Origin of the sequence: Edaphobacter dinghuensis (assembly GCF_014640335.1) — a bacterium.
Classification (GTDB): domain Bacteria; phylum Acidobacteriota; class Terriglobia; order Terriglobales; family Acidobacteriaceae; genus Edaphobacter; species Edaphobacter dinghuensis.
In genome coordinates this window covers 1,052,615-1,076,438 of sequence record NZ_BMGT01000002.1, presented here as the reverse complement: position 1 = coordinate 1,076,438, position 23,824 = coordinate 1,052,615, and the positions used below count along the sequence as shown (strand labels likewise).

Below are 23,824 nucleotides of genomic sequence, written 5' to 3'. Positions count from 1 at the left end.
CCATGGCAAACGTTCTCGATTTACGGCGTCGCATCCGCAGTGTGAAGAACACGCGGCAGATCACCAAGGCCATGAAGATGGTGTCGGCGGCCAAGCTGCGCCGTGCGCAAGAGCGTGCCATGCTGGCGCGGCCCTATGCGCAGATGCTGTCGAACGTTCTGGAGTCGCTGGTGCGACGCACCGATCTCTACAATGCGCAGACCGGCAATGTAATTCATCCGCTCCTGGTCGAGCGTGAAGAGAAGAACGTTCTCGTCGTTGTCGTCGCCGGAGACAAGGGCTTCGCCGGTGCCTTCAACTCCAACATCGTCAAGGCAGCGCAGGGCTTCATCGACTCTCGCCGCGCCGAGGGCCAGACCATCGACGTCGAGCCCATCGGACGCAAGGCGCGCGATATGTTCCGCAAGCGCTATCCGGCAGCGAACTACGAGAAGAAGGAAGAGCACTACGACAACGATCTCGCCACTCACTTCGAGGTGATTCGTCATCGCGCCGCTCCTATCGAAATCGCCGCAGAGCATCCCACGATGCTGCTCAAGATCGAGATCGACGAAGTCTCGGACATGGCCCACTCCATCATCGATCGCTACACGCGCTCGGAGATTGACTCGGTCTACGTCGTCTATAACGAGTTCAAGTCGGTCATCTCGCAGCGCGTCGTCGTCGAAAAGCTGTTGCCCATCCGCAAGCTCGGTTCGCACGAGATCACCGTGGCCGAGGTCATGAGCGAAGAGCAGCGCGATGCCGCTGCCCATGCGGCACGCACCTCGGGCATCACCATCACCGACCAAGGCGAGTCGGCGCTCGATGCCGAGGCAAAGAAGTTCGGCACCGCCGAGGTGGACTACATCTTCGATCAGGAGCCGGAGCGTCTGTTCCGTCACCTGATGCCGCGCTACGTCACCACGCAGATCTTCCATGCGCTGCTGGAGTCGGTTGCGGCAGAGCATGCCGCCCGCATGACGGCGATGGATTCGGCAACCAGCAACGCAGGCGATATGATCGACGCCCTCTCGCTCACGATGAACCGTGTGCGTCAGGCGGCAATTACCAAGGAAATTATTGAGATTGTGAGTGGCGCAGCCGCTCTGTAAAACAGAACAACTGCGAGACGAAAGAGACTTATGGCAGAGAATATTGGAAAAGTAATCTCGATCAGCGGCCCGGCCGTTGACGTTCAATTCGACGAAGCGCATATGCCGCCTATCTTCCAGGCGCTGCGCATCGTCAGCGATGGCTTCGACGTACCCCAGCCGCTCGACGTTGTCGTCGAAGTGCAACAGCATCTCGGCGAAGGCCGTGTGCGCTGCATCGCGATGGTTGCCACCGAGGGCATGGTTCGCGGCATGAAGGCCATCGACACCGGCGCGGGCATCACCGTTCCCGTGGGCCGCGAGACGCTGGGCCGTGTGCTCAACGTGCTTGGCCAGCCGGTCGACGAGCTCGGTCCGGTCAACGCCAAGGAACATCGCCCCATTCACCGCCAAGCCCCGGCCTTCGACGAGCAGTCCACCTCGGAAGAGATGTTCGAGACCGGCATCAAGGTCGTCGACCTGATCCTGCCCTTCTTGAAGGGCGGCAAGATCGGCCTCTTCGGCGGCGCCGGAGTCGGCAAGACCGTCGTCATTCAGGAGCTGATCAACAACGTCGCCTCCAAGCACGGCGGCTTCTCCGTATTTGCCGGAGTCGGCGAGCGCACTCGCGAGGGCAACGACCTCTGGCACGAGTTCCAGGAGTCGGGCGTTATCGATCCGCATGACTTCAACAAGTCCAAGGCCGCACTGATCTACGGCCAGATGACCGAGCCGCCGGGGGCGCGTCTGCGCGTCGCCCTCACCGGCCTCACCGTCGCCGAGTACTTCCGCGACGAAGAAGGTGCGGACACGCTGCTCTTCATCGACAACATCTTCCGCTTCACGCAGGCCGGCTCCGAGGTCTCCACGCTGCTCGGCCGTATGCCTTCGGCCGTAGGTTATCAGCCGAACCTCGCCACCGAGATGGGCGAGCTGCAAGAGCGTATCACCTCGACCAAGAAGGGCTCCGTCACCTCGGTTCAGGCCATCTATGTGCCCGCCGACGACATCACCGATCCCGCGCCGGCGACCACCTTTGCTCACCTCGATGCGACCATGCTTCTCTCGCGTCCCTTGTCAGAGCTTGGTATCTATCCCGCCGTCGATCCGCTGACCTCGACCTCCCGTATTCTCTCTGCTCGCATCGTCGGTCAAGAGCACTACGATGTCGCCCAGGGCGTTAAGCGCATCCTTCAGCGCTACAAGGACCTGCAGGACATCATCGCCATCCTTGGTATCGACGAGCTCTCGGAAGAGGACAAGATCACAGTGGCCCGCGCCCGCAAGGTGCAGCGCTTCCTGTCGCAGCCCTTCCATGTTGCGGAAATCTTCACCGGCATCCCCGGCGCTTACGTCAAGGTCGAGGACACCATCCGCAGCTTCAAGGAGATCATCGAAGGCAAGCACGACGATATTCCTGAGCAGGCCTTCTACCTCAAGGGCGGCATCGAAGATGTGTTGGCCGCCGCAGAGAAGATGAAGCAGACCGCATAACCATGGCAGACACAAACACCAACTCGGGATTGTTGACGGTCAGGCTGGTAACGCCGGACCGCGTCCTGCTCGACGCAACGGCGAATGCAGTGGAGCTTCCCTCGATGTCCGGCTACCTGGAGGCGCTCTACGGAGCCGCTCCCTTGCTCGCCGAACTTGGCGCTGGCGAGGTTCGTCTTCACGGAGGCACCTCTGGCGACCAGAAGTTCTTCGTGGCCTGGGGCTTTGTCGAGGTTCTGCCGGAGCGTGTGACGATTCTGGCTGAGACAGCTCTTCATCCCAACGAGATCGACCGCAATGAAGCATTGCAGGAGCTTCAGGAGGGCGAAAAACTCTGGCAGGCCGCAGGCGACGAAGGCGACAAATACGACGAAGCCAACGCCGTCACTCGTAAGGCAGAGGAGAAGCTGGCCTCAGCCGAAGGCAAGAGCCACTAATCCACTTTTCAACCTAATCAAAAAAGCCACCTCGTTTGAGGTGGCTTTTTTCTTTTCAAACAACCAGGCTTTAGAACTATTTCCTCTTGGCCTTGGGCTTTGCCGCTGGCTCGGGAGCCTCGGGAGCAGCCTCAGCCTGCTGTCGCAGCGCATGGATGACGACGCGGAGCATCTCTTCCTCCGGCGCAGGTTTTCCCGTCCAGATCTCGAACTGCCTTGCTCCCTGCTGCACAAACATCTCGACGCCGGTAATGATCGGAATGCTCTGCTGCCGGGCCAGCCGGATCAGCGGAGTCTCAATCGGGTTGTAGACCAAATCGAAGACCAGCTTCGCATTCAGGTCCTTCGCCTCCAGCATCTGCGTCCCTTTTTGCCCGGCCATGCCGAGTGGCGTCGCATTGATGATCACATCGAAAGAGGTCTTAGCCAGCGCATCTTTCTTGATCGTCTTCGATCCCGACTGGCGTGCCAGCTTCTGCGCTGTCTCCGGTGTACGGTTCAGGATGAACACATCGGCTCCCTTATCCCGAACCCCGAACACCGCAGCTCGTGCGGCTCCGCCTGCACCCAGAACCAGAACCTTCGTGCCGCGCAACGACAACCGCTTTTCGAGCGGGCCAACGATACCGGCAACATCGGTATTGAATCCGTAGAGCTTGCCATCCTGCGCCCGCAACACGGTATTGCAGGCACCGATCTTGGTTGAAAGCGGATCGGTCTTTTCGAGATGCGCCATAATCTCCTGCTTTAGTGGCATGGTCACGCTGAGCCCTTGAATTGGGATCTCATTGACCAGCTTGAGCAGGTCAGCCAGCTTATGTGTCTGAAGCGCAAGATAGACAGCATTCACCGTCTCGCGGCGAAAGGCCGCATTCATCATGGCAGGGGAGAGTGAGCTGCGAATCGGATTGCCCGCAACACCGTAAACCTTGGTGGCTGCATCGACCTGCTCAATGCGGTAGGTATCGATCAGCGTGCGAGCGGCGATCTGGCCGGGGCCGGTCTCTTCGCCGGTCGTGGCGGCGGCAAACGTAAAGGCGCTACCCGCGCGAACGCCGAGCACGCGCGAGATAATTCCCGCATCGCCCATGCAGATACCGATGATGTTCGAGTGGTCCTCCATATGCTCGATAAAGCGCATCAGAGTCACATTGTCGGTAAGGGCTTTGGCGGTTGGGACAATCTTGTAAAAGTCAGGATGGAAGGGCTGGATGCGCTGATAGATGCCCTCAAGATCCTTCGTGGCTGAGAAGTCGTGATAGCTGACGATGACAGCGACGCCAGTGTCGCGCAGCTTTTGATAGTCGGCCTTTTTCAGCGATTCTGCCGATTCAAGCTCGAGATCGACGATATGGAAACCGCTGCTGGCTGCTTTGATAAGAATTTCAAGCTCGGCAGCGAGGGTACCGGTAAATTTTCCACCGTTCGCTGAGCGTCGACAGGTCGCAATGCCTGTGGCGGCGGTGTTTTCGGTGAAGAAGTGCTTGAACTTCGGCAGTGCGGCGAGCGGTTTTTCGAGATAATCGAGACGAAACTCGATGAAGGGAGTGTCTTTGACGACGGCGGTGGCTTTTTCAAGCATCTCGGCGGGTGTGGTGCCAGTGATGGCTACGCAGACTTTGCCGATACGGGAGCGGAGAAATTGGGGGGCTACTGTGGGCACATTCACTCTCATGTCTACAATCGCGGTATATTACAGTGCGATGGGGCAGGATGCAACTTTTGTTGAAAAAGCAAGGGGTTATCTTTGCCTGCTGGCTGGGAACTTGGACGTTGGAGACGGGAAAAAGTTAGGTCTATGAGCATTGTAAATAAAGGGCTTACAGTTGGCATCGAGCAAGTGGCATCGTGGAGCTCTTATAAGTGGCTGCGGCACGGGTTCAGCACCCGACAGGGTGGCGTTTCAACGGTTTACGGGAGTAATTCGCTAAATCTGGGATGGACAAAGGATGACGATCCGGCGCTGGTCGCGGAGAATCGGCGGCTCTTTTATCAGGCGGCACAAGGAAATGAGCCTGAGGGCCGCGACCTTCAGACGGTCACATTCAGGCAAATTCACTCGGCACTGATTCTGCCAATCCGGAAAAATGATGGTGCCTCGGAAGGAAAACTCCAGACCGCTGACGGAAAAGCCGTACTCGAAGGTGACGGCGCAGTAACGGACCTGCCCGGACTCATGCTTGGCGTACAGACAGCGGATTGCGTCCCGGTACTGATCGCAGATGTAAACAAGCGTGTCGTGGCTGCGATTCACGCGGGCTGGAGGGGCACAGTGGCGCGGATCGTGGAGAAGGGTATCGCAACTATGCAAAAGGAGTACGGATCGCGCCCTGAGGATTTAGTGGCCGCTGTCGGTCCTTCGATTGGCGCTTGCTGTTATGCCGTGGGCGAAGAGGTGCGTACGGAGTTCGGGTCGCAGTTCAACTATGCGGATGCTCTGTTCTCCACAGTGGGCGACCAGATGCATCTCGACCTTTGGCAGGCGAACCGGCGACAATTGCTCGATGCCGGAGTTCCGGCGGAGAAGATCACGGTGCTCGGCGAGTGTACGGCCTGTGCGCGCTCCGATGGAGAGAGAAAGTACTTCTCGCATCGTGACGAACACGGGTTTACTGGCCGGATGATGAGCGTAATCGGCGTAGTTTAGGTTTGGGTACGAGACACCCCGGCGGAGTCTTTTTCGTGTCTAAGGGGTTGATATACTTAAGGGCTACCGCAGTTAAGGCGAGCTAGTCTTGCGGTAGGTTCTATGTGTTTGTGTCTATGTGTCCTGGCAGGCCGCCGCGCTCGATGAGCGGCCTCGCAGAATAGGTTTTGGATGAGCAACCTTCTTGAGACGATCCACTCCCCAGCCGATGTAAAGAAGCTGACAATTCCGCAACTGACGGAGTTGGCGGAGGAGATTCGTGAACGCCTGATCGTCGGCGTCGCCAAAACCGGCGGCCATATCGGACCGAATCTCGGCGTCGTCGAGTTGACCCTGGCGATGCACTATGTGTTCGACACCCCCAATGACAGCTTTGTCTTCGACGTCAGCCACCAGGCCTATGTGCACAAGCTGCTGACCGGGCGTGAGAAGTTATTTCATACGATTCGTCAGCCGGGCGGCCTGAACGGCTTTATGCTCCGCACCGAGAGCGAGCACGACAGCTACGGCGCGGGCCATGCCGGAACCGCGCTGAGTGCGGCACTAGGAATGGCCGTGGCGCGAGATATGTCCGGTGGCAAGGAACACATCATCGCGCTCGCCGGGGATGCGGCATTTACCAACGGCATCTCGTTTGAGGCGCTGAACAACATCGCTGCGCAGACGCGCCGGATGATCATCGTGCTGAACGATAACGCCTGGTCGATCGACAAGAACGTCGGCGCCATCGCGGAGTACTTCCACAAGATCGTGACCAATCCCACCGTGTCGAGCTTGCATGACCGCGCGGCTGGCCTGCTCGAGAAATATGGCGGCAAGACGGCGCGGCACGTCGTCCGTAAGGCAGAAGAAGCAGCCAAGGGCCTGATTGGGCCGGGCATGTTGTTCGAGGAGTTTGGGCTGAGCTACTTTGGCCCGCTCGACGGACACAATCTGCCGCTGCTGATTGAGACCTTCAAATTTCTGAAGACGCAGAACCGCCCCGTCGTGCTTCATGCGATCACTCAAAAGGGCAGAGGCTTTCAGCCTGCGCTCGAGAAGCAGAAGAAGTTTCATGGCCTGGGGCCGTATGACGCGGAGACAGGCGAGACCAAGTCTGCGGGGCAGAAGACCTACTCCGAGATATTTGCCGAGTCGCTGACGAAGCTGGCGGACAAGAACGAGAAGGTGGTTGCCATCACAGCGGCGATGCCGAACGGCACGGCGCTCGATCTGTTCCGGCCCTATCACCCGAAGCGCTACTTCGACGTAGGTATTGCCGAAGAGCATGCCGTGATCTTTGCGGCAGGAATGGCAACCAAAGGGTACAAGCCCTTCTGCGCGATCTACTCGACCTTCTTGCAGCGGGCGTTCGATCCGATTGTGCATGACGTCTGCCTGCAGAATCTGCCGGTGGTCTTCTGCATGGATCGTGGGGGACTGAGCGGCGACGATGGCCCGACGCATCATGGGCTCTTCGATATTAGCTATCTGCGCAGCGTGCCCAATCTCATCCATATGGTTCCGAAGGACGAGGACGAGTTGGCCGACATGATGTACACGGCGATGCTGCACGAGGGGCCGTCGGCGATTCGGTATCCGCGTGGAACCGGGCCGGGGGTTGCTGTCAAAGCTCAGCCGGTAGCGATTGAGATTGGCAAGGCCGAGGTCATTCGCGATTCAGGGCGCGCCGATGTTGCCATCTTCGGCCTGGGTGCGATGCTGCCTGAGGCTGTGCGACTGGCGGAGATGCTGGAGCGGGAGGGGTTCTCCGCTGCGGTGATCAATCCACGATTTGCCAAGCCGGTTGACCGCGAGTGCGTCGCGAAGTTCGGCGAGCGCTGCGGATTGGTGATTACGCTCGAAGACCATGTGCTGGCGGGAGGCTTTGGCTCTGCTGTATTGGAAACGCTGAATACGCTCGAAGTGCAGGTTCCGGTTGTCCGGGTGGGCTGGCCGGACGAGTTTATCGAGCATGGAAAGGTCGAGGCATTGCGCGCGAAGTATGGCCTGACTGCCGAGGCTGCGCTCGAGAAGGCGAGACCTTATCTGAGCAAGATGATGGAACAGATTCTGGCGAAGCACTCGTAGAGTTTTTGTTTCGTGAGAAAGCGATGGGCCGCTCGATGCGGTCGATCGCTTTTTATGCGAGCAGTTCGAGCGTGCGGCGGTGCCGATAGTCGAAGGTTTGGCGGAGCTGCATGGCAATCAGTGGAGAGGCCAGGTTGCCGAATCTTCCAAAGGGAAGCCGGTATTGAATCTCGTCTTCGAGCAGCGTTCCGTCTTCGCTGTTGCGAGTCTCGTGTGTGACCTTGTGAGTGTGATGCCAGTAGTCGAAGGGGCCACGAAGTTGCTTATCGGAGAAGTGAGAGTTCCAGACGAAAGAATCGATCTCAGCTTGCCATTGCAGTCGAACAGGTGAGAAAGGGAAGGGGCGGAAGCTCAAGGTAAGCCGCGTGCCCGCGCCAGCTACCGGCGTGGAGATAGCGTGCGGCGAAATGGGCGGAGCGACGATGGAAGCTTCTTCGATGCGAGCCTGCTGCCAATCCGGCATAAGAAGAGGAAGGTTGGCCGGGTTAGCAAAGAAGGCAAAGACAAGCTCTGTGGGAAGAGCGAGCCATTGCCGGGAGTGAAAGGTGTGCATTGCAGCCATGCGTTGCTCGCTAGTGTAGTGGATGCAAAAAGCGAGGTGCCCGTTCGGGGCACCCCGGAATTACAGTTGGACGTACTGCGTTTGTCATGCGTCATTAGTTGGGCATAAGAACGGTGTCGATGACATGAATGACGCCGTTGGACTGGAAGACATCGGCTGTAGTGACAGTAGCCATGCCGCCCTTGGCATCGGTGAGCATGATCTTGCCGTCGGACATGGTGGCGGTAATGTCTTCACCCTGCACGGTCTTTAGCGTGGCCTTGCCATTGCCCTTTTTGATCATCTTCATCAGTTGCTTTGAGCTGACGCGGCCCGGAACGACGTGATAGGTGAGGATCTTGGTGAGGGTGGCCTTGTTCTCCGGCTTAACGAGGGTGTCGACCGTTCCCGCAGGCAGCTTGTCGAAGGCTTCATTGGTAGGCGCGAAGACGGTGAAGGGCCCGGGGCCGTTGAGCGTATCCACCAGACCTGCAGCCTTGACGGCAGCGACGAGCGTGGTGTGAATCGGCGAGTTGAGGGCGTTCTCTACGATGGTCTTCTGTGGAGACATGGCAGCGCCGCCGACATCTGGGTCCTTCATCTGAGCCGATGCGCTGAAAGAGGTCATAGCCAAAGCTGCTGCGGCCATAACGGCGAGAATGGTCTTCTTCATAGATGGTGTCCTTTATCCTTTTGAATTCCTGAATCTTGTCTTTTGTTCAGAGCGCTCACTTTCATCTACGTCGGCAGACGTGGAGTGGATTGCGGAAATTTCGGGAAAGAGCAAAAAGCTGGCGCGTTGACAATTGTGGTGTATCCCCGTCAACTTGAAATCACATGGCGACGCAGAGCGAATCCGCGCAACGAAACCTGGTGACGGTGCCAAGACATACGCAGCACAAGGCGCATGATCGCGGGTTGTTGCTGATCGGGTTGTTCAAGCTGGGAAAGTCGATCTTTTTTTTCTGTATCGGCATGGGCGCGATTCATCTGCTGCACAAAGACCTTGGCGATGTGGTGATGCGCGTAGCCGTGGCGCTGAAGTTCGATCCGGAGAGCCGGTTTGTCTCCCTATTGCTGAACAAGGTTGATCTGATTGATGTGCATCGGCTCAAGCTGATCAGCTTGGGAACATTCGCTTATTCCGCGGTGGCACTGACGGAAGGCGTGGGGCTTGTATTGGAGAAGGTGTGGGCGGAATATCTCACGCTGATCCTTACTATCTCGTTTCTCCCTTGGGAGCTGTATGAACTGGCACGGCGGCCAAACTGGTTTCGGTTGAGCCTGCTGTTGATCAATCTGGCCGTGCTCGCTTACCTGGTGTGGCTGCTACGGCGAAAGAAGCCTGAAGCTTCAAAGATGGAGATGTAACCGGAGAATATTGTTTTTACCGGTTACGGTTCTCATCGTGTAACCTATAAAAGCTGAGTTTAGTGGTTTCTTCGCTTTTGATTCGCCTTAGCAGATGAATTTTGGGTCTGCAAGTGTCGTTCGAGGTATGAACCAGCCAAACCAACACTACATATAGTGGTTTATTTCTCAATAACCACAAATGGCTGAGTTTTCCACATCCCATTGTGGGAAATGCAGTATTTTGCGCAATTTAGTGCTTTACAGCACGTAGTCACTGGGTAAGGATGGTGGAGCGGAGTGGTAGAAAGTGGTCCAAACGGGTTGAACTTGAGCACGATCTGAAGAAATTCTACTCTGCTGAGCTGCTTCGAGAAGAGATTTGAGCAGGGCCGGTATCGAGGTTGATATGTTTCGCGGAAATCACCCAACACGCGTTGACGAGAAAGGCAGATTAAAACTGCCTGCCGAGTTCAAGCGCCGTGTGGATGAGCTGTATGGACCGCAGTTCTATATCACCAGCAAGGATGGGAAGCGGGCTGAGATCTATCCGCTGAAGGAGTGGGAAAAGATCGAGGAGAAGCTGGCCGCGATCCCTTCCATGAACCCGGCAAAGAAGAAGTTTCTGGACGTGACGAACTACTACGGACAGATGGCAGAGATGGACGCGCAGGGCCGGGTGCTGATTCCGCAGTTGCTGCGGGAGACGGCGAAGGTGACGGGCGAGGTAGTTGTGTTCGGCGTACAGACGTTCCTTGAAGTGGTGAACCACGATTCGTTCAAGGCTGAGATGGAAGCGGCCCCGATGACGGAAGCGGATCAGATGGCGTTGTCAGAGTTTGGATTGTAGGCAGCAGATGGATGAGGCTCCCCAGGGAGAGCGCGTGGTGCGGAAACAGCAGCATGTGCCGGTTCTTTTAGATGAAGCTTTGGAGTATTTGAATGTGCGGCCCGGCGGCGTTTATGTAGACGCAACACTGGGGCTGGCTGGGCATTCTTCGCAGATTGCGAAGAGGCTGGGCGCGAAGGGCAGATTGATCTGCTTTGATCGCGACCCGCAGGCGATGGAGGCAGCCAAGGCGAGGCTTGAAGAAGTAAGAGCCGAGATTGGCAGCGAGATGCCGGAGGTGGTTTTTGAGCCGAGGGCGTTTTCGGAGGCTTCGAGCCTGATTAAGCCAGGGAGTCTGGATGGCCTGCTCGCTGATTTTGGCGTGAGCAGTTTGCAACTGGACGAGGCGTACAGAGGATTCAGTTTTCGGTCGGACGGTCCACTAGACATGCGGATGGATACGCGCAGTGGGGAGACGGCCGAGCAAGTGGTAAATCAGGAGGACGAAAACGAGCTCGCCGACCTGATTTACGAATTCGGAGAGGAAAGGAGGTCGCGGAGAATCGCCAGAGCCATTGTGAGGGCCCGGCCGATTACAACGACGGCGGAGTTAGCCAGAGTGGTATCGGCCGCGGCCCCATCAATGAAAGGCGACAAGATTCACCCCGCTACACGGACCTTTCAGGCGCTTCGGATTCGAGTGAATGATGAGCTGGGAGAGATCAGGACGCTGCTTAAGAGCGCGCCGTCTCTGCTGAAGCCGGGAGGAAGGCTGGTGTTGATCAGCTTCCACTCGTTGGAGGACCGGCTGGTGAAGGATGCGTTCCGTGAGGCTGGCCGGGACAAGGTGTTTGAGGTTTTGACGAAGAAGCCGGTTGTAGCCGGTGAGCAGGAAGAGATGAGAAACCCGCGAGCAAGAAGTGCAAAGATGCGGGCGGCGGAGAAGATTAAGTAACAGGTTTAGTTGCTTGTTTGGGAGGACGTGCCAGATGGGTAACGGCAAGTGATCGGGTCGGGGTTGTCCTACCTTCTTTCAGGCGAAAGACAACTTGTAACAAAAAGTCCCTTCCTTCAAATAGCAACCCCGGCCCGGTTCGTACGTTTTGAAGAGATGGCAAAGAATTCAGCCCGGACATAAAGAAGTCGGGCAGGTAAGAGCAGAAGAGGTGCGCTATGGCAGCAACGGCGATGGCAGGACAACAGATCGAGATGATGGGCACGCGGCGGCAGTCGCAGGGGCGCGCGGCGACCCTGGCCGAGCGGAACCGTGAGCTGTATGAGGCGCAGCGGAGAGCGCGACGCGGCCCTACGCCCGAGGTTTTTTTCACCAAGCACATCGACAACAGCCGCATCGTGAAGGCTGACGACCCGGAGCGGAAGCGCGAGATGCGCACGTTTGCGGCGGTGACGAGCATTTTGTTCGTGCTGGTGATGGTCTATGTGTGGCAGCACTTTTCGGCGATCGAGATGGGCTACAACATCGAGGCGCAGAAGGTGCAGGTCGAACATCTGAGCGAGCAGAACCGGCAGCTTCGCCTGTCGGAGGCTGAGCTGACCGACCCGGAGCGGATTGACCGGATTGCCAAGCAGCTTGGTCTGGACGCTCCTCAGCCCGGTCAGGTGATTCGTCAGGATGGCAGCGACTCGAATGTTCCGGTGATGGCACAGGCCCGCGCTCCCCGCTTGATGGGGCAGTAGGATAGAGATAAGCAATTAGAGGTAGACGGAGCGGGAGTTAACAGAAGTATGAAGCAGGCGCCACGGCAGACGTTGACGGCTCCGATACGGAGAATCCGTTTCGTCTACGTGACGCTTTTTTTCTGCTTCTGGGTGGGATTGATTGTGCTGCGGCTGGGGTGGGTGCAGGTGGTGCGTCACTCTGAATTTGTACGCCGTGCGGCACAGCAGCAGCAGAGGACGTTTGAGGTGGCTCCGCGGCGCGGGATGTTGTACGACCGCAATCTGCGCGAGCTGGCGATGACAGTGCTGGTGGACAGCGTATACGCGGTGCCTTCGGAGCTGGGTGATAACAAGGAAAATGCGGCGCATCTGCTGTCGCAGATTGTGCATTCCGATCCGGCGGACAGCTATACGTCGGAGAACCGGATATTGGCCAGACTGAATGCTTCGAGAAATTTTGCCTGGGTAGCGCGAAAGCTCGATCCGGAGACATCGAAGCGGGTGCAAGAGCTGAATCTGAAGGGTGTGTACATTCAGAAGGAGTTCAAGCGGTTCTATCCGAACAACGATCTGGCGGCGCAGGTGCTGGGTTATGTCGGCACCGACGACGAGGGTTTGGGCGGGCTGGAGCTGGAGTTTGACGACGACATGCATGGCACGCCGGGGCATATGCTGACCGCGCTGGACGCGAGACGCCATGTGCTGGGAAGCGAAGAGAGCCAGCCGCTGCCGGGCGAGAATCTTTTGCTGACGATTGACGCGAACATCCAGTACATCGCAGAGAAGGCGCTGGATGAGCAGATGGCGAAGGTGAAGGCGCTGCACGGAACGGTGGTGGTGCAGGACCCGCACACCGGGCAGATACTGGCGCTGGCGATCTCTCCGCGATTTAATCCGAACGATTCGCGGCACATGCAGCCGGGATCGTTGACGGACCTGGCGGTGAGCGATGTGTATGAGCCGGGCTCGACGTTCAAGCTGGTGACGTACTCTGCCGCAATTGATGGCGCGGGTGTGGAGCCGACTGACATTGTGGATTGCCAGGGCGGCCAGATGACGATGTATGGGCGTACGTTGCATGACGACGTATCGGACCGAGGGCTAGGCAAGATCACTGTGCAGTATGCGCTGGAGCGGTCGAGCGACGTGGGCGCGGCGAAGATGGCGCTGAAGCTGGGGCCGGACAAGTTCTACCACTATATGAAGGCGTATGGGTTTGGCGAGCGCACGGGCATTGAGCTGCCGAGCGAGACGCGCGGGCTGCTGCGTCCGCCGAGACGGTGGGGATCGACGAGTATTTTGTCGCTGGCGATCGGGCAGGAGGTTGGTGTAACGCCGATTCAACTTGTAACCATGGTTAGCACAATTGCGAATGGAGGAATGTATCTGCCTCCGCATATTCTGCTGAGCTCGACTGACGCGATGAAGGGCGATCCGCGATTGAAGCCGGTGGCGTTTCATCCTGAGAACGAGCTGCCTGATCCGCTGCCGGATGGGGCGCATCGCGTGATCTCGGAGTTGAGCTCGGCGAAGATGCGGAAGATGATGCAGGGCATTGTCGAAGAGGGAACGGGCAAGGCTGCGGCGTTGAATGGGTATAGCTCGGCGGGAAAGACGGGTACGGCGCAGAAGATCGATCCGGCGACGCACACGTACTCGCATACGAAGCTGGTTGCGAGCTTTGCGGGATTTGCGCCGGTGAGCAATCCGGCGATTTCGGTGACGGTTGTAATTGATAATCCGACGGCGGGGCCGAGCAAGTATGGTGCGGCGGTGAGCGCGCCTGTGTTTGCGGAGGTGGCGCAGCAGGTGCTCGAGTATCTGGGAGTGCCGCACGATCAGCCGCTGAAGGCGAAGAAGGCTGAGCCGATGCTGACGGCGAAGGATTTGGTTGACGATAGTCCAGCGGACAGCACGACGGATCTGACATCGATGTTCGATGATGCGAACAATCTGCCTGCGGATGATCCGCTGCGGAATCCGGCGGCTGTCACTGCGCCACAGGCGAGTGCGGATGATAAGGCTGCGGTTGCTGCGGCGAAGGCCTCTGCGAAGGACAAATCGCCGGGAGTAATGGGGCTGCTGCCGGCAAAGGTGTTGTCGGCGTTCAAGGCGAACGGAGGAACGAGTTCTTCGATGCCGGACACGGCGGCGGGTGAGGCGGCTCATCTGACTCCGGCGAATACGGCGCCACCGGCTCAGGCGAAGAGCGGCAGCGGCGTTACGGTGGATGCGAGCAAGCGCGTGGCTGTGCCTTCGTTTACTGGAGTTGGACTGCGTGCGGCGGTGGAACAGGCAGATGCGGTTGGGTTGCGAGTGAAGCCGGTAGGCAGCGGTCTGGCGCGGGAGCAGGTTCCGGCGGCGGGGACGATGGTGCCGAGTGGGACGGAGATCGTGGTTCGGTTTACGCGGTAAAGAAAATAGAGCAGATTTACGCAGTAAAGAAGATCGAGCAGAACATGTTCTGCTTGCCGTCGGCTTTAGAATGGCCTATGCGGTGGACTGACTTTATAGCCAATGTTGGGGTGGTGGAGAGCGCGGGTGCGCCTGCTGTCGAGGTTACCGGCGTTGAGTATGACTCGCGGCGAGTGGGGCGCGGCGATGCGTTTGTTGCGATGCGCGGTGGAGCTACGGATGGGAATCGGTATATAGAGGCGGCGGTGGCGCAGGGTGCGGCGGCTGTGGTGACGGATTCTCGTGAGGCGTATGAGGGTTTGCGGCGGGACGATGCGGCGGTAGGTGTGGCGCTGGTGGAGCATGGGCGGCGAGCGCTGGCTGAGGCGAGTGCGGCGGTGATGGGGCATCCTGAGCGTCGGCTGGCTTTGAGCGCTGTGACGGGAACGAATGGGAAGACGACGACTGCGTTTCTGCTGGAGGCGATGTTGCGCAGTGTGCGGCGGACGTGCGTGCTGATTGGGACGATTGAGACGCATGTGGGCGATGAGGTGCGGGTGTCTCCGCATACGACGCCGGAGAGCCGGGACGTGCTGGCGATCTTTGCCGATGGGGTGAAGGCGGGTGCGACTGAGGCAGTGATGGAGATGTCGAGCCATGCGCTGGAGCAGGAGCGGGTTTGGGGGCTGCCTGTGGATGTGGCTATCTTTACAAATCTGACGCAGGACCATCTGGATTATCACGAGACGATGGAGGCTTATTTTGCAGCGAAGACGCGGTTGTTTGAAGGCGTGGGTGCGCCGCCGCCGCGAGTTGCGGTGTTGAATGCGGATGATCCTTATGGCGAGAGGCTGGTAGCAATTGCGGGGCAGTCGCAGGTGTTGTCGTATGGGATGGAGGGATGGGGCGAGTTTCGTGCTGAGTCGGTGCAGATGCTGGCGGGGGAGACTCGGTTTCGGATGATGACGCCTGCGGGTGTGGTTGAGATGCGGTCGCCGCTGACGGGGCGCGTGAATGTCTACAACTTGCTGGCGGCGAGTGCGGCGGCGTGGGCACGTGGATTGACGCTGGATGAGATTGCTGTGGGGGCTGCTGCTGGTGCTCAAGTGCCGGGGCGGTTTGAGGTGGTGCCTTCGGGCGATACGGGCATTACGGTGGTGGTGGATTATGCGCATACCGATGATGCTTTGCGCAATTTAATTGCGCTGGGCCGTGAGTTAGTGAAGGAGCGTGGTGGGCGTGTGATTACGTTGTTTGGCTGTGGAGGGGACAGGGACCGCACGAAACGGCCACGGATGGGAAAAGCTGCTGGTGAAGGCAGCGATTTGGTTGTATTGACCAGCGATAATCCGCGTAGTGAAGAGCCGATGGCGATTATCGAAGAAGCGCTGGCTGGTGTAACTGCGACAGGCACAACTTGCATCGTAGAAGAAGACCGTGCGGGAGCGATTGAGATTGCGATCCGTTCGGCGAGAGCTGGAGACATTGTGCTGCTGGCAGGCAAGGGCCATGAGAAGGTGCAGGTTCTGCGGGATGGAACTGTGCCCTTTGACGATGTGGCTGTGGCTGCCGCGGCTTTGAAGGAGATTGCATGAAGTTAACACTGGGTCAGGTTGCAGATTGGATTCACGCGGACGGGGAGTTCGATACCTCTGCGGAGGCGCTGGGGTACTCGATTGATTCGCGGACGATTGGTGCGGGTGATCTGTTTTTTGCCGTAAAGGGCGAGCGATTGGATGGTCATGATTATGTCCAGGCGGCGCTTGCTGATGGCGCGGTTGCCGCAGTGGTGAGTAACCGTTGGGTGGTGCCTGCGGAGGTGGATGAGACGAAGCTGCTGCGGGTCTCGGACTGCGAGGACTGCGTGTTGCTGGCGTTGCAGAAGCTGGCCCATGCTGTGCGGCGGCAGTGGGGCGGAAGGGTGATCGGCGTGACCGGGTCGGCGGGAAAGACGACGACGAAGGAGGCTGTGGCGCAGGTTTTGTCGGCGCGGTTCAAGGTGCTGAAGTCACAGGGAAATCTGAATAACGGGTTTGGGCTGCCGTTGCAGTTGCTGAAGCTGGAGCGGGAGCATGAGATTGCCGTCATCGAGATGGGGATGAACCATGCGGGGGAGATTGCGGCGCTGGCGAAGATTGCGGAGCCGGACTGGGCGGTCGTCTCGAATGTGGGGCCGGTGCATCTGGAGTTTTTCCCCGATGGCATTGCCGGGATTGCGCAGGCGAAGTATGAGCTGGTGGAAGCGCTGCCTGCGGATGGGATAGCAGTGTTGAACTTCGACGACAACTATGTGGCTTCGTTTGGCAGGGGTATGGGCGAGCGAGCGGTCTTTTACGGGTTGAACGAAGGGGTCGCGGTGCGCGCGGTGCATGTGGCTGAGGTGGGAGCTGAAGGCGTGGTCTTTACGGTGGAGGCCGGGGGCGAGCGGGCCAGTGTGCAGTTGCACATGCTGGGGCGGCATAATGTTCCGAATGCGCTGGCGGCAATTGCCACAGGGTTGCAGTGCGGCATGGGTCTTGAGGAGTGTGCGGCGGCGGTGGGCGAGCTGCGCGCAGGGGATAAGCGCGGCGAGGTGGTGCAATGGCAGGGCGCAACGTTGATCAATGATTGCTACAACTCCAACCCGAGGGCGCTCGATGCGATGGTCGATGCGCTGATGGCTATGCCGGGCGAGCGGCACATCGTGGTGGCCGGAGAGATGCTGGAGCTGGGGCCGGAGGGTGAGGCGCTGCACGCGGCTTGTGGAAAGCGGATGGCGGAGCGTGGTGTGACCGTGGTGGTTGGCGTGCGTGGCGCTGCGGAGGCTCTGGTCAAGGCTGCTCGCGAGGGCGGTGTAGAAGCGGTGTATGTGGCGGATGCAGATGCGGCCGGTAAGTGGTTGCAGGAGAACGTGCGTGCAGGCGATGCGGTATTGTTGAAGGCTTCTCGCGGAGTGAAGCTGGAGCGGGCCTTTGCGGCGCTGGCTTAGGATTTCGCGGCGAGCGAGCTTGTGTCAGAAGCGGAATGTGTTTTGGTTCGCGGAGGAAAATGCCGCGTGGCGAGTGGGCGTACGCCTGTTAAGATAGCGATGAGTTTGCGGCGGGAGCCACGCGGCCGCGAATTGACTGTGGTTTGAAGGCGGAGACGTTTTGCTCTATTGGCTGCTCTATCAGAAGTTATTTCCTTATTTTCGTCTCTTTCGTATCTTTCGCTACCTCACGTTTCGTACGGTATTCGCGAGCCTGACGGCGTTGCTGATCGGCCTGCTGATTGGGCCGTATGTGATTGAGAAGCTGCGCGAGTTTCAGATTGGGCAGTACATCCGCGAAGAGGGGCCGCAGTCGCACCAGAAGAAGAGCGGAACGCCGACGATGGGCGGTGTGCTGATTCTGATCTCGGTGCTGGTGCCGACGCTGCTGTGGTCGGATCTGTCGAACCCGCTGGTGTGGCTGGTGATGCTGTCGACGCTGGCCTTTGGCGCAATAGGATTTGCGGATGACTACATCAAGGTAGTGCATCGCAGGAACCAGGGACTGACGGCGCGGGCGAAGCTGGGATTGCAGCTTCTGGTGAGCGGCGGTGTGGCTGTGGCGCTGGTGGGGCTGGAGACGCATGGAAACTATTCGACTCGGTTGATGGTGCCGTTTGCGAAGCGGTTTCGTCCGGACCTTGTGATCGACAGCCTGTTGCATATGCCCCATGTGTGGTGGCTGGGGTATGCGGGTTTTGTTGTCTTTGTGATGATTGTGATTGCGGGTTCGAGCAATGCGGTGAATCTTACTGATGGTCTCGACGGGCTGGCGATTGGCTGCACGATTATTGCGGCGGGTGCGCTGACGGTGCTGACCTATGTGAGTGGGCATGTTGTTTTTGCCGATTATCTGGAGTTGCAGCGGATGCCGCTGGTGAGCGAGTTGACGGTGTTTTGCGGGGCGATGGTGGGCGCGAGTATCGGCTTCCTCTGGTATAACGCTCATCCGGCGGAGATCTTTATGGGGGACGTGGGTAGCCTTGCGCTGGGTGGGGCGATCGGTACGGTGGCTGTGGTCATCAAGCAGGAGCTGCTGCTGCCATTTATCGGCGGGGTGTTTATTCTGGAGGCAGTGAGCGTGATGCTCCAGGTTGGGAGCTATAAGCTGCGCAATGGGAAACGCATCTTCAAGATGGCTCCGCTGCATCATCACTTTGAGTTGATGGGGTGGTCGGAGTCGAAGGTGATTGCGCGGTTTTGGATTATGGCGCTGGTGTTTGCTCTGTTTGCTTTGACGACTTTGAAGCTCCGCTGATTGAGAGATTGGAAAAGTTATGGAACTGAAGAATAAACGGGTGTTGGTGGTGGGGTTGGGGAAGAGTGGGCTGTCGTCTGCGCTGTTTTTGCGGGCGCAGGGCGCGCAGGTGACGGTGAGCGACACGCGCAGCGCGGAGGCGCTGGCGAAGGAGATTCCTGCGCTGCTGGATGCGGGGATTATGGTCGAGTCGGGTGGGCATGGGTTGCTGACCTTTCGGCGGCAGGATTTGATTGTGGTGTCGCCGGGAGTGCCGATGGATACTCCCGAGGTGAAGCAGGTGAAGGCGTTTGGCCTGCCGGTGATTGGGGAGCTGGAGCTGGCCAGCCGATTTCTGCAAGGCAAAGTTGTGGCGATTACGGGATCGAACGGGAAGACGACTACGACGACTCTGCTGGGCAAGATATTTGAAGATGGTGGCATGTCGACGCTGGTGGGCGGCAATATCGGCTTGCCGGTGATCGATCTGGTGGCGAAGAGCACAGCGGATACGGTGAGCGTGCTGGAGGTTTCGAGCTTTCAACTGGAGACGATTGAGGAGTTTCATCCGTGGATCTCGGTAGTGTTGAACATCACGCCAGACCATCTGGATCGCCATGGCAGCTTTGAGAACTATGCTGCGGCGAAGGCGCGGATTACGGAGCGGCAGGAGGCGAGTGATTTTCTGGTTCTGAACGGAGAAGACAAGCCGACGCAGATGGTGGCGGCGAAGACACGGGCACAGATCTACTGGTTCAGTCCGCGGCGGCCAGTCAAGCAGGGGGCCTTTGTCCATGGCGAGAGCATCTTCTTTGTTGCGAAAGAGGGTGACAAGCCTGAGCCGGTGATGCCGGTGGCGGAGATTCGGCTAAAGGGCGCGCATAACGTTGAGAACGTGCTGGCGGCGGTTTGTGCAGCGCGGCTGGCGGGGATTTCGGCGGAGAAGATTCGGGCTTCGGTTGCGGAGTTCAAAGGCGTGGAGCATCGGCTGGAGTTTGTGCGGCTGCTGCGCGGTGTGGAGTTCTATAACGATTCGAAGGCGACGAATGTGGATGCGGCGATGAAGGCGGTGGCCTCGTTTGCTGGCGGCATTCATCTGATTCTTGGCGGCAAGGACAAGAACTCCGACTACGGTGCGATGGCCGATCTTTTGAAGGAGCGGGTGAAGATTGTTTATACGATTGGTTCAGCCGCCGAAAAGATTGAGCGGCAGTTGCAGGGAGTGGTGAAGATAGTTTCAGCGGAGACGATGCAGGCTGCCGTGGCCGAGGCGTCGAAGGGTGCTGTGGCTGGGGACGTGGTTCTGCTGGCTCCGGCTTGCTCGAGCTTTGACCAGTTCGAAAACTACGAGCATCGGGGACAGGTTTTTCGGCAGTTAGTCAACGAATTGAGCTAAATCAATCACGGCAACAGCAGGATCAATCACAGCGACAGCGGGCAGGAAGCGGACGGAATGGCGAAGAGAGTAGGAGTGGACAAGTGGCTCTTCGGAGTGGTGCTGCTGCTGGTGCTGTTTGGGCTGGTGATGGTGTTTTCCGCGTCCGCGGTGATGGCCAAGTCGCAGTTCGGCTCGGCGTATTACTTCATGATTCGGCAGTCGATCTGGGCCGGGTTTGGCATGGTGGCGCTGGTGCTGCTGATGCGGGTCGACTATCGCCACTATAACAATCCCAGGGTGGTCTTTCCGTTGGTTGCGGGGACGATGCTGTTGCTGATGGCGGTCTTTGCCAGCCGCGACTCTCATAACACGCATCGCTGGTTTCGCTTCGGAGCATTCAGCTTTCAGCCTTCGGAGCTGGCGACTCCTGTGCTGATTTTGTTTCTTGCGTACTTTTTGCAGACGCGGATGCACAAGATGGATGACTGGCGAGGGACCGTGCTGCGGGCCGCGCTGCCGCCGTTGCTGTTCATTGCGCTCATCCTCAAAGAACCTGATTTGGGGACAGCGATTGTGTGTGCCGCGGTCACCATGCTGATGCTTTACCTTGCGGGATTGCAGGTGCGCTACATCGGGATCGCGCTGGCGTGTGCCTCTCCTGTGCTTTATTACATGCTGTTTCGTGTGCCCTGGCGGCGTGCGCGCATGTTGGCCTTTGTGAATCCCGAGGCCGACCCTAGAGGGACAGGGTTCCATATTCTGCAGTCTCTGATTGCCGTTGGTACGGGGGGAATTCGCGGGCTTGGATTGATGGAAGGACGGCAGAAGCTGTTCTACCTGCCGGAGCCGCATACGGACTTCATCTTTGCGAATATCTGCGAAGAGCTTGGATTGATTGGCGCTGTGGCTGTAGTCGCGATGTTTGTGTTTCTCGGCTATCGCGGCCTGCGGGCGGCGTTTCTTTCGACTGATCCCTTTGCGAGGTTTCTCGCCTTTGGGATTACCTCGGCGATCCTGATTCAGGCGTTCTTCAACATGAGCGTCGTGGTTGCACTGCTGCCGACGAAGGGAATCACGCTGCCCTTTATCTCGTTCGGAGGAACGTCGTTGTTTGTCACGATGGCATGTATGGGCGTTCTGCTGAACGTAACTCGTGAGATCGACTGACGTGGGGCAAGCGGCGAAGAGCGTGGGGCTACGGGTTCTGATAGCGGGGGGAGGAACTGGCGGTCATGTGATTCCGGCGCTGGCGATTGCGCGGGAGCTACGGGATACCACTGGTGCTGAGGTTCGTTTTGTAGGGACGGCGCGAGGGCTGGAGACGCGGCTGGTGCCGGAGGCGGGATTTCCACTCGAACTGATTCATGTTGGGCAATTGAAAAATGTCAGCGTGGCTACTCGGTTGCGTACGCTGATGGATCTTCCGTTAGGCGTGGGGCGCTGCGTTGGGCTTCTGCGGAACTTTAAGCCGGATGTTGTTGTGGGAGTGGGTGGCTATGCCTCCGGCCCGGCGATGATGGCGGCGATTTTGCTGCGGGTGCCGACACTGGCGTTTGAGCCGAACGCCGTTCCGGGGCTGGCGAACCGTCTGGTGGGGCGGCTGGTGACGGCGGCTGCGGTGAACTTCGAGGAGACGCGCCGTTATTTTCGCAGGGCACAGGTCACAGGAACACCGGTACGGCCTGAGTTTTTTGCGATTGGCAAAAAAGAGCAGGGCGAGAGCAAGAGGCTGCTGGTATTCGGGGCCAGTCAGGGTGCTCGCGTATTCAACGAACTGATGCCGAGGGCGATGACGCGGCTTCTGGACGCCTTCCCGACGCTCGATGTGGTACATCAGACCGGCGGCCGGCATGGGGAGACAACGCTCGCTATATACCGTGATCTGGGGATTGGTTTTGAGCGGGTCACGGTGACGCCTTATCTGGATGACATGGCAGCGCAGTTTGCGGCGGCGGACCTGATCCTTTGCCGCAGCGGTGCGAGCACGATTGCGGAGCTTGCGGCGGCGGGCAGGGCTTCTGTTCTGGTGCCGTTTCCTCAGGCGGCTGACGACCATCAGCGGAAGAATGCCGATGCATTTGTCGCTGCAGGGGCAGCGGAGATGATCGTCGAGTCCTCGCTGAACGAGGAGCGTTTATTGCAGGTGTTGCAGCAACTGCTGGCAGATGATTCACGACGGCAGGAGATGGCGGAGAGTGCACGGGCGTTGGCGCATCCTGCGGCGGTGAAGTCGATTGGAGAGATGGTGCTGCAATTGGCGAAGCGCCTATGACTGATGGATTGTTCGCAAAAGGAAACGGGCTGAAGAGTTGCTCTTCAGCCCGTTTTGCCTGATTGTTACCGATGGCCACCACCGCCGTGACCACCGCCGCCACCGCCGTGGAAGCCACCACCGCCGCCTCCTCCGCCGTGGAAACCTCCGCCTCCGCCACCACCATGGAAGCTGCCTCCGCCGCCATAGTTGCCGCGGGGAGCGCTGGCGAAGCTGCGGCTCTGCCCGCCGTAGCTTCGCTGCTGGCTTGGCTGGGCGTAGCTGCGTGAGCCTTGAGAGAAGCTGCGTGCGCCGTTGAACGATTGACGGCTGCTGCTGTTGAAGGCCTGCCGGTTATTCACGTTATAGGCGCTGCGATTGCCGCCGTTGAAGCTGCTGCGTCCGTTGGCGAAGCTACGGTTGTCAGCAAAGCTACGGTTGCCATAGTTGCGGCCACCGATGGACGCGCCGCGATTGCCGGCGAAGTTACGAGCTCCTACATTTCTCGTAAAGCTGGCGCCTCCGGGACGACCGTTGAAGCCGTGTACCGGGCGGTCATAGATATTTCCGAAGTGGCGACCACCGAAGTTGTTGTAACCGCGGTTGTACCAGAAATGGCCGTGGCCCCAATATCCGCCGCAGAAGCCGACGCCGAAGTATCCGAAGCCGTAGTTAATGCCGCCGTAGTAGCCGATTGTCGGGCCCCAGTATCCAGCGTTCCAGAAGTAGCCGCCATTGCCCCAGCCCCAGTATCCGGGGGTCCAGAGTGCGCCTACGTAGGGAGGCTCAACCCAGGCTCCATCGACCCATACGTAGCCATCATCGGTCCAGGCCCAATAGCCGGGAGTCCAGATGTAGCCATCGCCGGGGATGGGAGGCTGCGCGTACACAGGAATCGCTGGGGGAGCAATTGCAACAGAGACAAAGACTCTTGCGTGGGCCGGGCGGGGAGCAGCAAAGAGGAGCGCTCCTGCCAGTGCGATAGTGCCGATCGAGTTTTTGACGAGACGTGTAATCTTCATGATCTACCTTCCCACTCTTCTTCGTTTTGCCCGGCCGTGCCAGATACGCCGGAGTTCGAGAAGAGCAGGTTTGAGTGCCAGCCTGACCGGTTGCCCAAGTCCAACTCTCACTCTAACTAAACACGGGTTCTGAGGTTTTGTTGCGGAAATGTGAATGCTGATTCAGTGAGATTTAGAGCTGCCAGAGCGGGGCGCTTCGCAGCCGGGAGCAGGAACTGTGAGGTTGGGTGCGGATCGTGCTTGCCAGGAACCATATGCTTCCCTACTCCCTTGATGATGACAAAGGCTGCGATAAGCCCGATCACAAGGAATATGCCTGCATAGATGACAACATGCAGAAAACTGACGGCGTCTGGTGAGATATGACTATCCGCGTCAGGAACCTTCTGTGCGCTCATGTGTAAATAAGATGCA

Annotated in this window: 21 protein-coding genes; 16 read left to right on the top strand and 5 right to left on the bottom strand. The window is 58.6% G+C overall.

Translation table 11 applies throughout. The annotated features are described in order from the left end of the window. Positions 1-2 precede the first annotated feature (2 nt). The 3 genes from IEW09_RS10085 to atpC are packed head-to-tail and all read left to right on the top strand — an operon-like array spanning position 3 to position 3,004. On the top strand, positions 3-1,094 hold the full coding sequence (locus IEW09_RS10085; RefSeq protein WP_188554013.1) for a F0F1 ATP synthase subunit gamma: 1,092 nt from the start codon (positions 3-5) through the stop codon (positions 1,092-1,094). A gap of 30 nt (positions 1,095-1,124) precedes the next feature. Further along, on the top strand, positions 1,125-2,567 hold the full coding sequence (gene atpD, locus IEW09_RS10080; protein ID WP_188554012.1) for a F0F1 ATP synthase subunit beta: 1,443 nt from the start codon (positions 1,125-1,127) through the stop codon (positions 2,565-2,567). Between the two features lie 2 nt (positions 2,568-2,569). Continuing rightward, entirely contained in the window at positions 2,570-3,004 is a 435-nt protein-coding gene (atpC, locus tag IEW09_RS10075; protein ID WP_188554011.1) for an ATP synthase F1 subunit epsilon, read from the top strand. A 76-nt stretch (positions 3,005-3,080) separates the two neighbouring features. Here atpC and aroE read toward each other — a convergent pair whose 3' ends face one another. Beyond that, positions 3,081-4,667 carry a shikimate dehydrogenase gene (aroE, locus tag IEW09_RS10070; RefSeq protein WP_229739222.1) on the bottom strand — a complete coding sequence of 529 codons (1,587 nt, stop codon included), beginning with the start codon at positions 4,665-4,667 and terminating at the stop codon, positions 3,081-3,083. 135 nt (positions 4,668-4,802) lie between these two features. On the opposite strand from aroE, the gene pgeF reads away from it, so the two are divergent. Next, positions 4,803-5,651: a peptidoglycan editing factor PgeF gene (pgeF, locus tag IEW09_RS10065; RefSeq protein ID WP_188554009.1), complete on the top strand. Its 849-nt coding sequence runs from the start codon at positions 4,803-4,805 to the stop codon at positions 5,649-5,651. A gap of 171 nt (positions 5,652-5,822) precedes the next feature. Continuing rightward, entirely contained in the window at positions 5,823-7,721 is a 1,899-nt protein-coding gene (gene dxs, locus IEW09_RS10060) for a 1-deoxy-D-xylulose-5-phosphate synthase (protein ID WP_188554008.1), read from the top strand. 52 nt (positions 7,722-7,773) lie between these two features. Here the strand turns inward: dxs and IEW09_RS10055 are convergent, their stop codons facing one another. Together IEW09_RS10055 and IEW09_RS10050 are read right to left on the bottom strand one after the other, a co-directional pair. After that, a complete protein-coding gene (locus IEW09_RS10055; protein WP_229739221.1) occupies positions 7,774-8,283 on the bottom strand; it encodes an SRPBCC family protein in 510 nt (169 codons plus the stop codon). 94 nt (positions 8,284-8,377) lie between these two features. Beyond that, on the bottom strand, positions 8,378-8,935 hold the full coding sequence (locus IEW09_RS10050) for a fasciclin domain-containing protein (RefSeq protein ID WP_188554007.1): 558 nt from the start codon (positions 8,933-8,935) through the stop codon (positions 8,378-8,380). A 164-nt stretch (positions 8,936-9,099) separates the two neighbouring features. On the opposite strand from IEW09_RS10050, the gene IEW09_RS10045 reads away from it, so the two are divergent. The 11 genes from IEW09_RS10045 (at position 9,100) to murG (ending at position 22,409) form a co-directional block, all read left to right on the top strand. Further along, the gene (locus IEW09_RS10045; protein WP_188554006.1) at positions 9,100-9,633 is read left to right on the top strand and encodes a DUF2127 domain-containing protein; all 534 of its coding nucleotides are present in this window, start codon (positions 9,100-9,102) and stop codon (positions 9,631-9,633) included. Positions 9,634-10,021: 388 nt separating this feature from the next. Continuing rightward, complete coding sequence (locus IEW09_RS10040) at positions 10,022-10,462, top strand: division/cell wall cluster transcriptional repressor MraZ (RefSeq protein WP_188554005.1); 441 nt, start codon at positions 10,022-10,024, stop codon at positions 10,460-10,462. Between the two features lie 7 nt (positions 10,463-10,469). After that, positions 10,470-11,396, top strand: coding sequence for a 16S rRNA (cytosine(1402)-N(4))-methyltransferase RsmH (gene rsmH, locus IEW09_RS10035; protein ID WP_373282806.1), 927 nt, complete (start codon positions 10,470-10,472; stop codon positions 11,394-11,396). A gap of 218 nt (positions 11,397-11,614) precedes the next feature. Beyond that, positions 11,615-12,139, top strand: a complete 525-nt coding sequence (locus IEW09_RS10030; protein WP_188554004.1) for an FtsB/FtsL family cell division protein — start codon at positions 11,615-11,617, stop codon at positions 12,137-12,139. 48 nt (positions 12,140-12,187) lie between these two features. After that, entirely contained in the window at positions 12,188-14,536 is a 2,349-nt protein-coding gene (locus tag IEW09_RS10025) for a PASTA domain-containing penicillin-binding protein (RefSeq protein WP_188554003.1), read from the top strand. A 77-nt stretch (positions 14,537-14,613) separates the two neighbouring features. Further along, a complete protein-coding gene (locus IEW09_RS10020; protein WP_188554002.1) occupies positions 14,614-16,110 on the top strand; it encodes a UDP-N-acetylmuramoyl-L-alanyl-D-glutamate--2,6-diaminopimelate ligase in 1,497 nt (498 codons plus the stop codon). Further along, a complete protein-coding gene (locus tag IEW09_RS10015; RefSeq protein ID WP_188554001.1) occupies positions 16,107-17,483 on the top strand; it encodes a UDP-N-acetylmuramoyl-tripeptide--D-alanyl-D-alanine ligase in 1,377 nt (458 codons plus the stop codon). Before IEW09_RS10020 ends, IEW09_RS10015 begins: the two co-directional genes overlap by 4 nt. A gap of 160 nt (positions 17,484-17,643) precedes the next feature. After that, on the top strand, positions 17,644-18,780 hold the full coding sequence (mraY, locus tag IEW09_RS10010; protein WP_188554000.1) for a phospho-N-acetylmuramoyl-pentapeptide-transferase: 1,137 nt from the start codon (positions 17,644-17,646) through the stop codon (positions 18,778-18,780). 19 nt (positions 18,781-18,799) lie between these two features. Beyond that, positions 18,800-20,155: a UDP-N-acetylmuramoyl-L-alanine--D-glutamate ligase gene (murD, locus tag IEW09_RS10005; RefSeq protein WP_188553999.1), complete on the top strand. Its 1,356-nt coding sequence runs from the start codon at positions 18,800-18,802 to the stop codon at positions 20,153-20,155. A 57-nt stretch (positions 20,156-20,212) separates the two neighbouring features. Next, positions 20,213-21,304, top strand: a complete 1,092-nt coding sequence (gene ftsW, locus IEW09_RS10000; protein WP_188553998.1) for a putative lipid II flippase FtsW — start codon at positions 20,213-20,215, stop codon at positions 21,302-21,304. After that, positions 21,291-22,409: an undecaprenyldiphospho-muramoylpentapeptide beta-N-acetylglucosaminyltransferase gene (gene murG / locus IEW09_RS09995; protein WP_229739220.1), complete on the top strand. Its 1,119-nt coding sequence runs from the start codon at positions 21,291-21,293 to the stop codon at positions 22,407-22,409. Before ftsW ends, murG begins: the two co-directional genes overlap by 14 nt. A 65-nt stretch (positions 22,410-22,474) precedes the next feature. Here murG and IEW09_RS09990 read toward each other — a convergent pair whose 3' ends face one another. Together IEW09_RS09990 and IEW09_RS09985 are read right to left on the bottom strand one after the other, a co-directional pair. Further along, positions 22,475-23,410, bottom strand: coding sequence for a YXWGXW repeat-containing protein (locus tag IEW09_RS09990; RefSeq protein WP_188553997.1), 936 nt, complete (start codon positions 23,408-23,410; stop codon positions 22,475-22,477). A 116-nt stretch (positions 23,411-23,526) separates the two neighbouring features. Then, complete coding sequence (locus tag IEW09_RS09985) at positions 23,527-23,808, bottom strand: hypothetical protein (RefSeq protein ID WP_188553996.1); 282 nt, start codon at positions 23,806-23,808, stop codon at positions 23,527-23,529. Positions 23,809-23,824 lie beyond the last annotated feature (16 nt).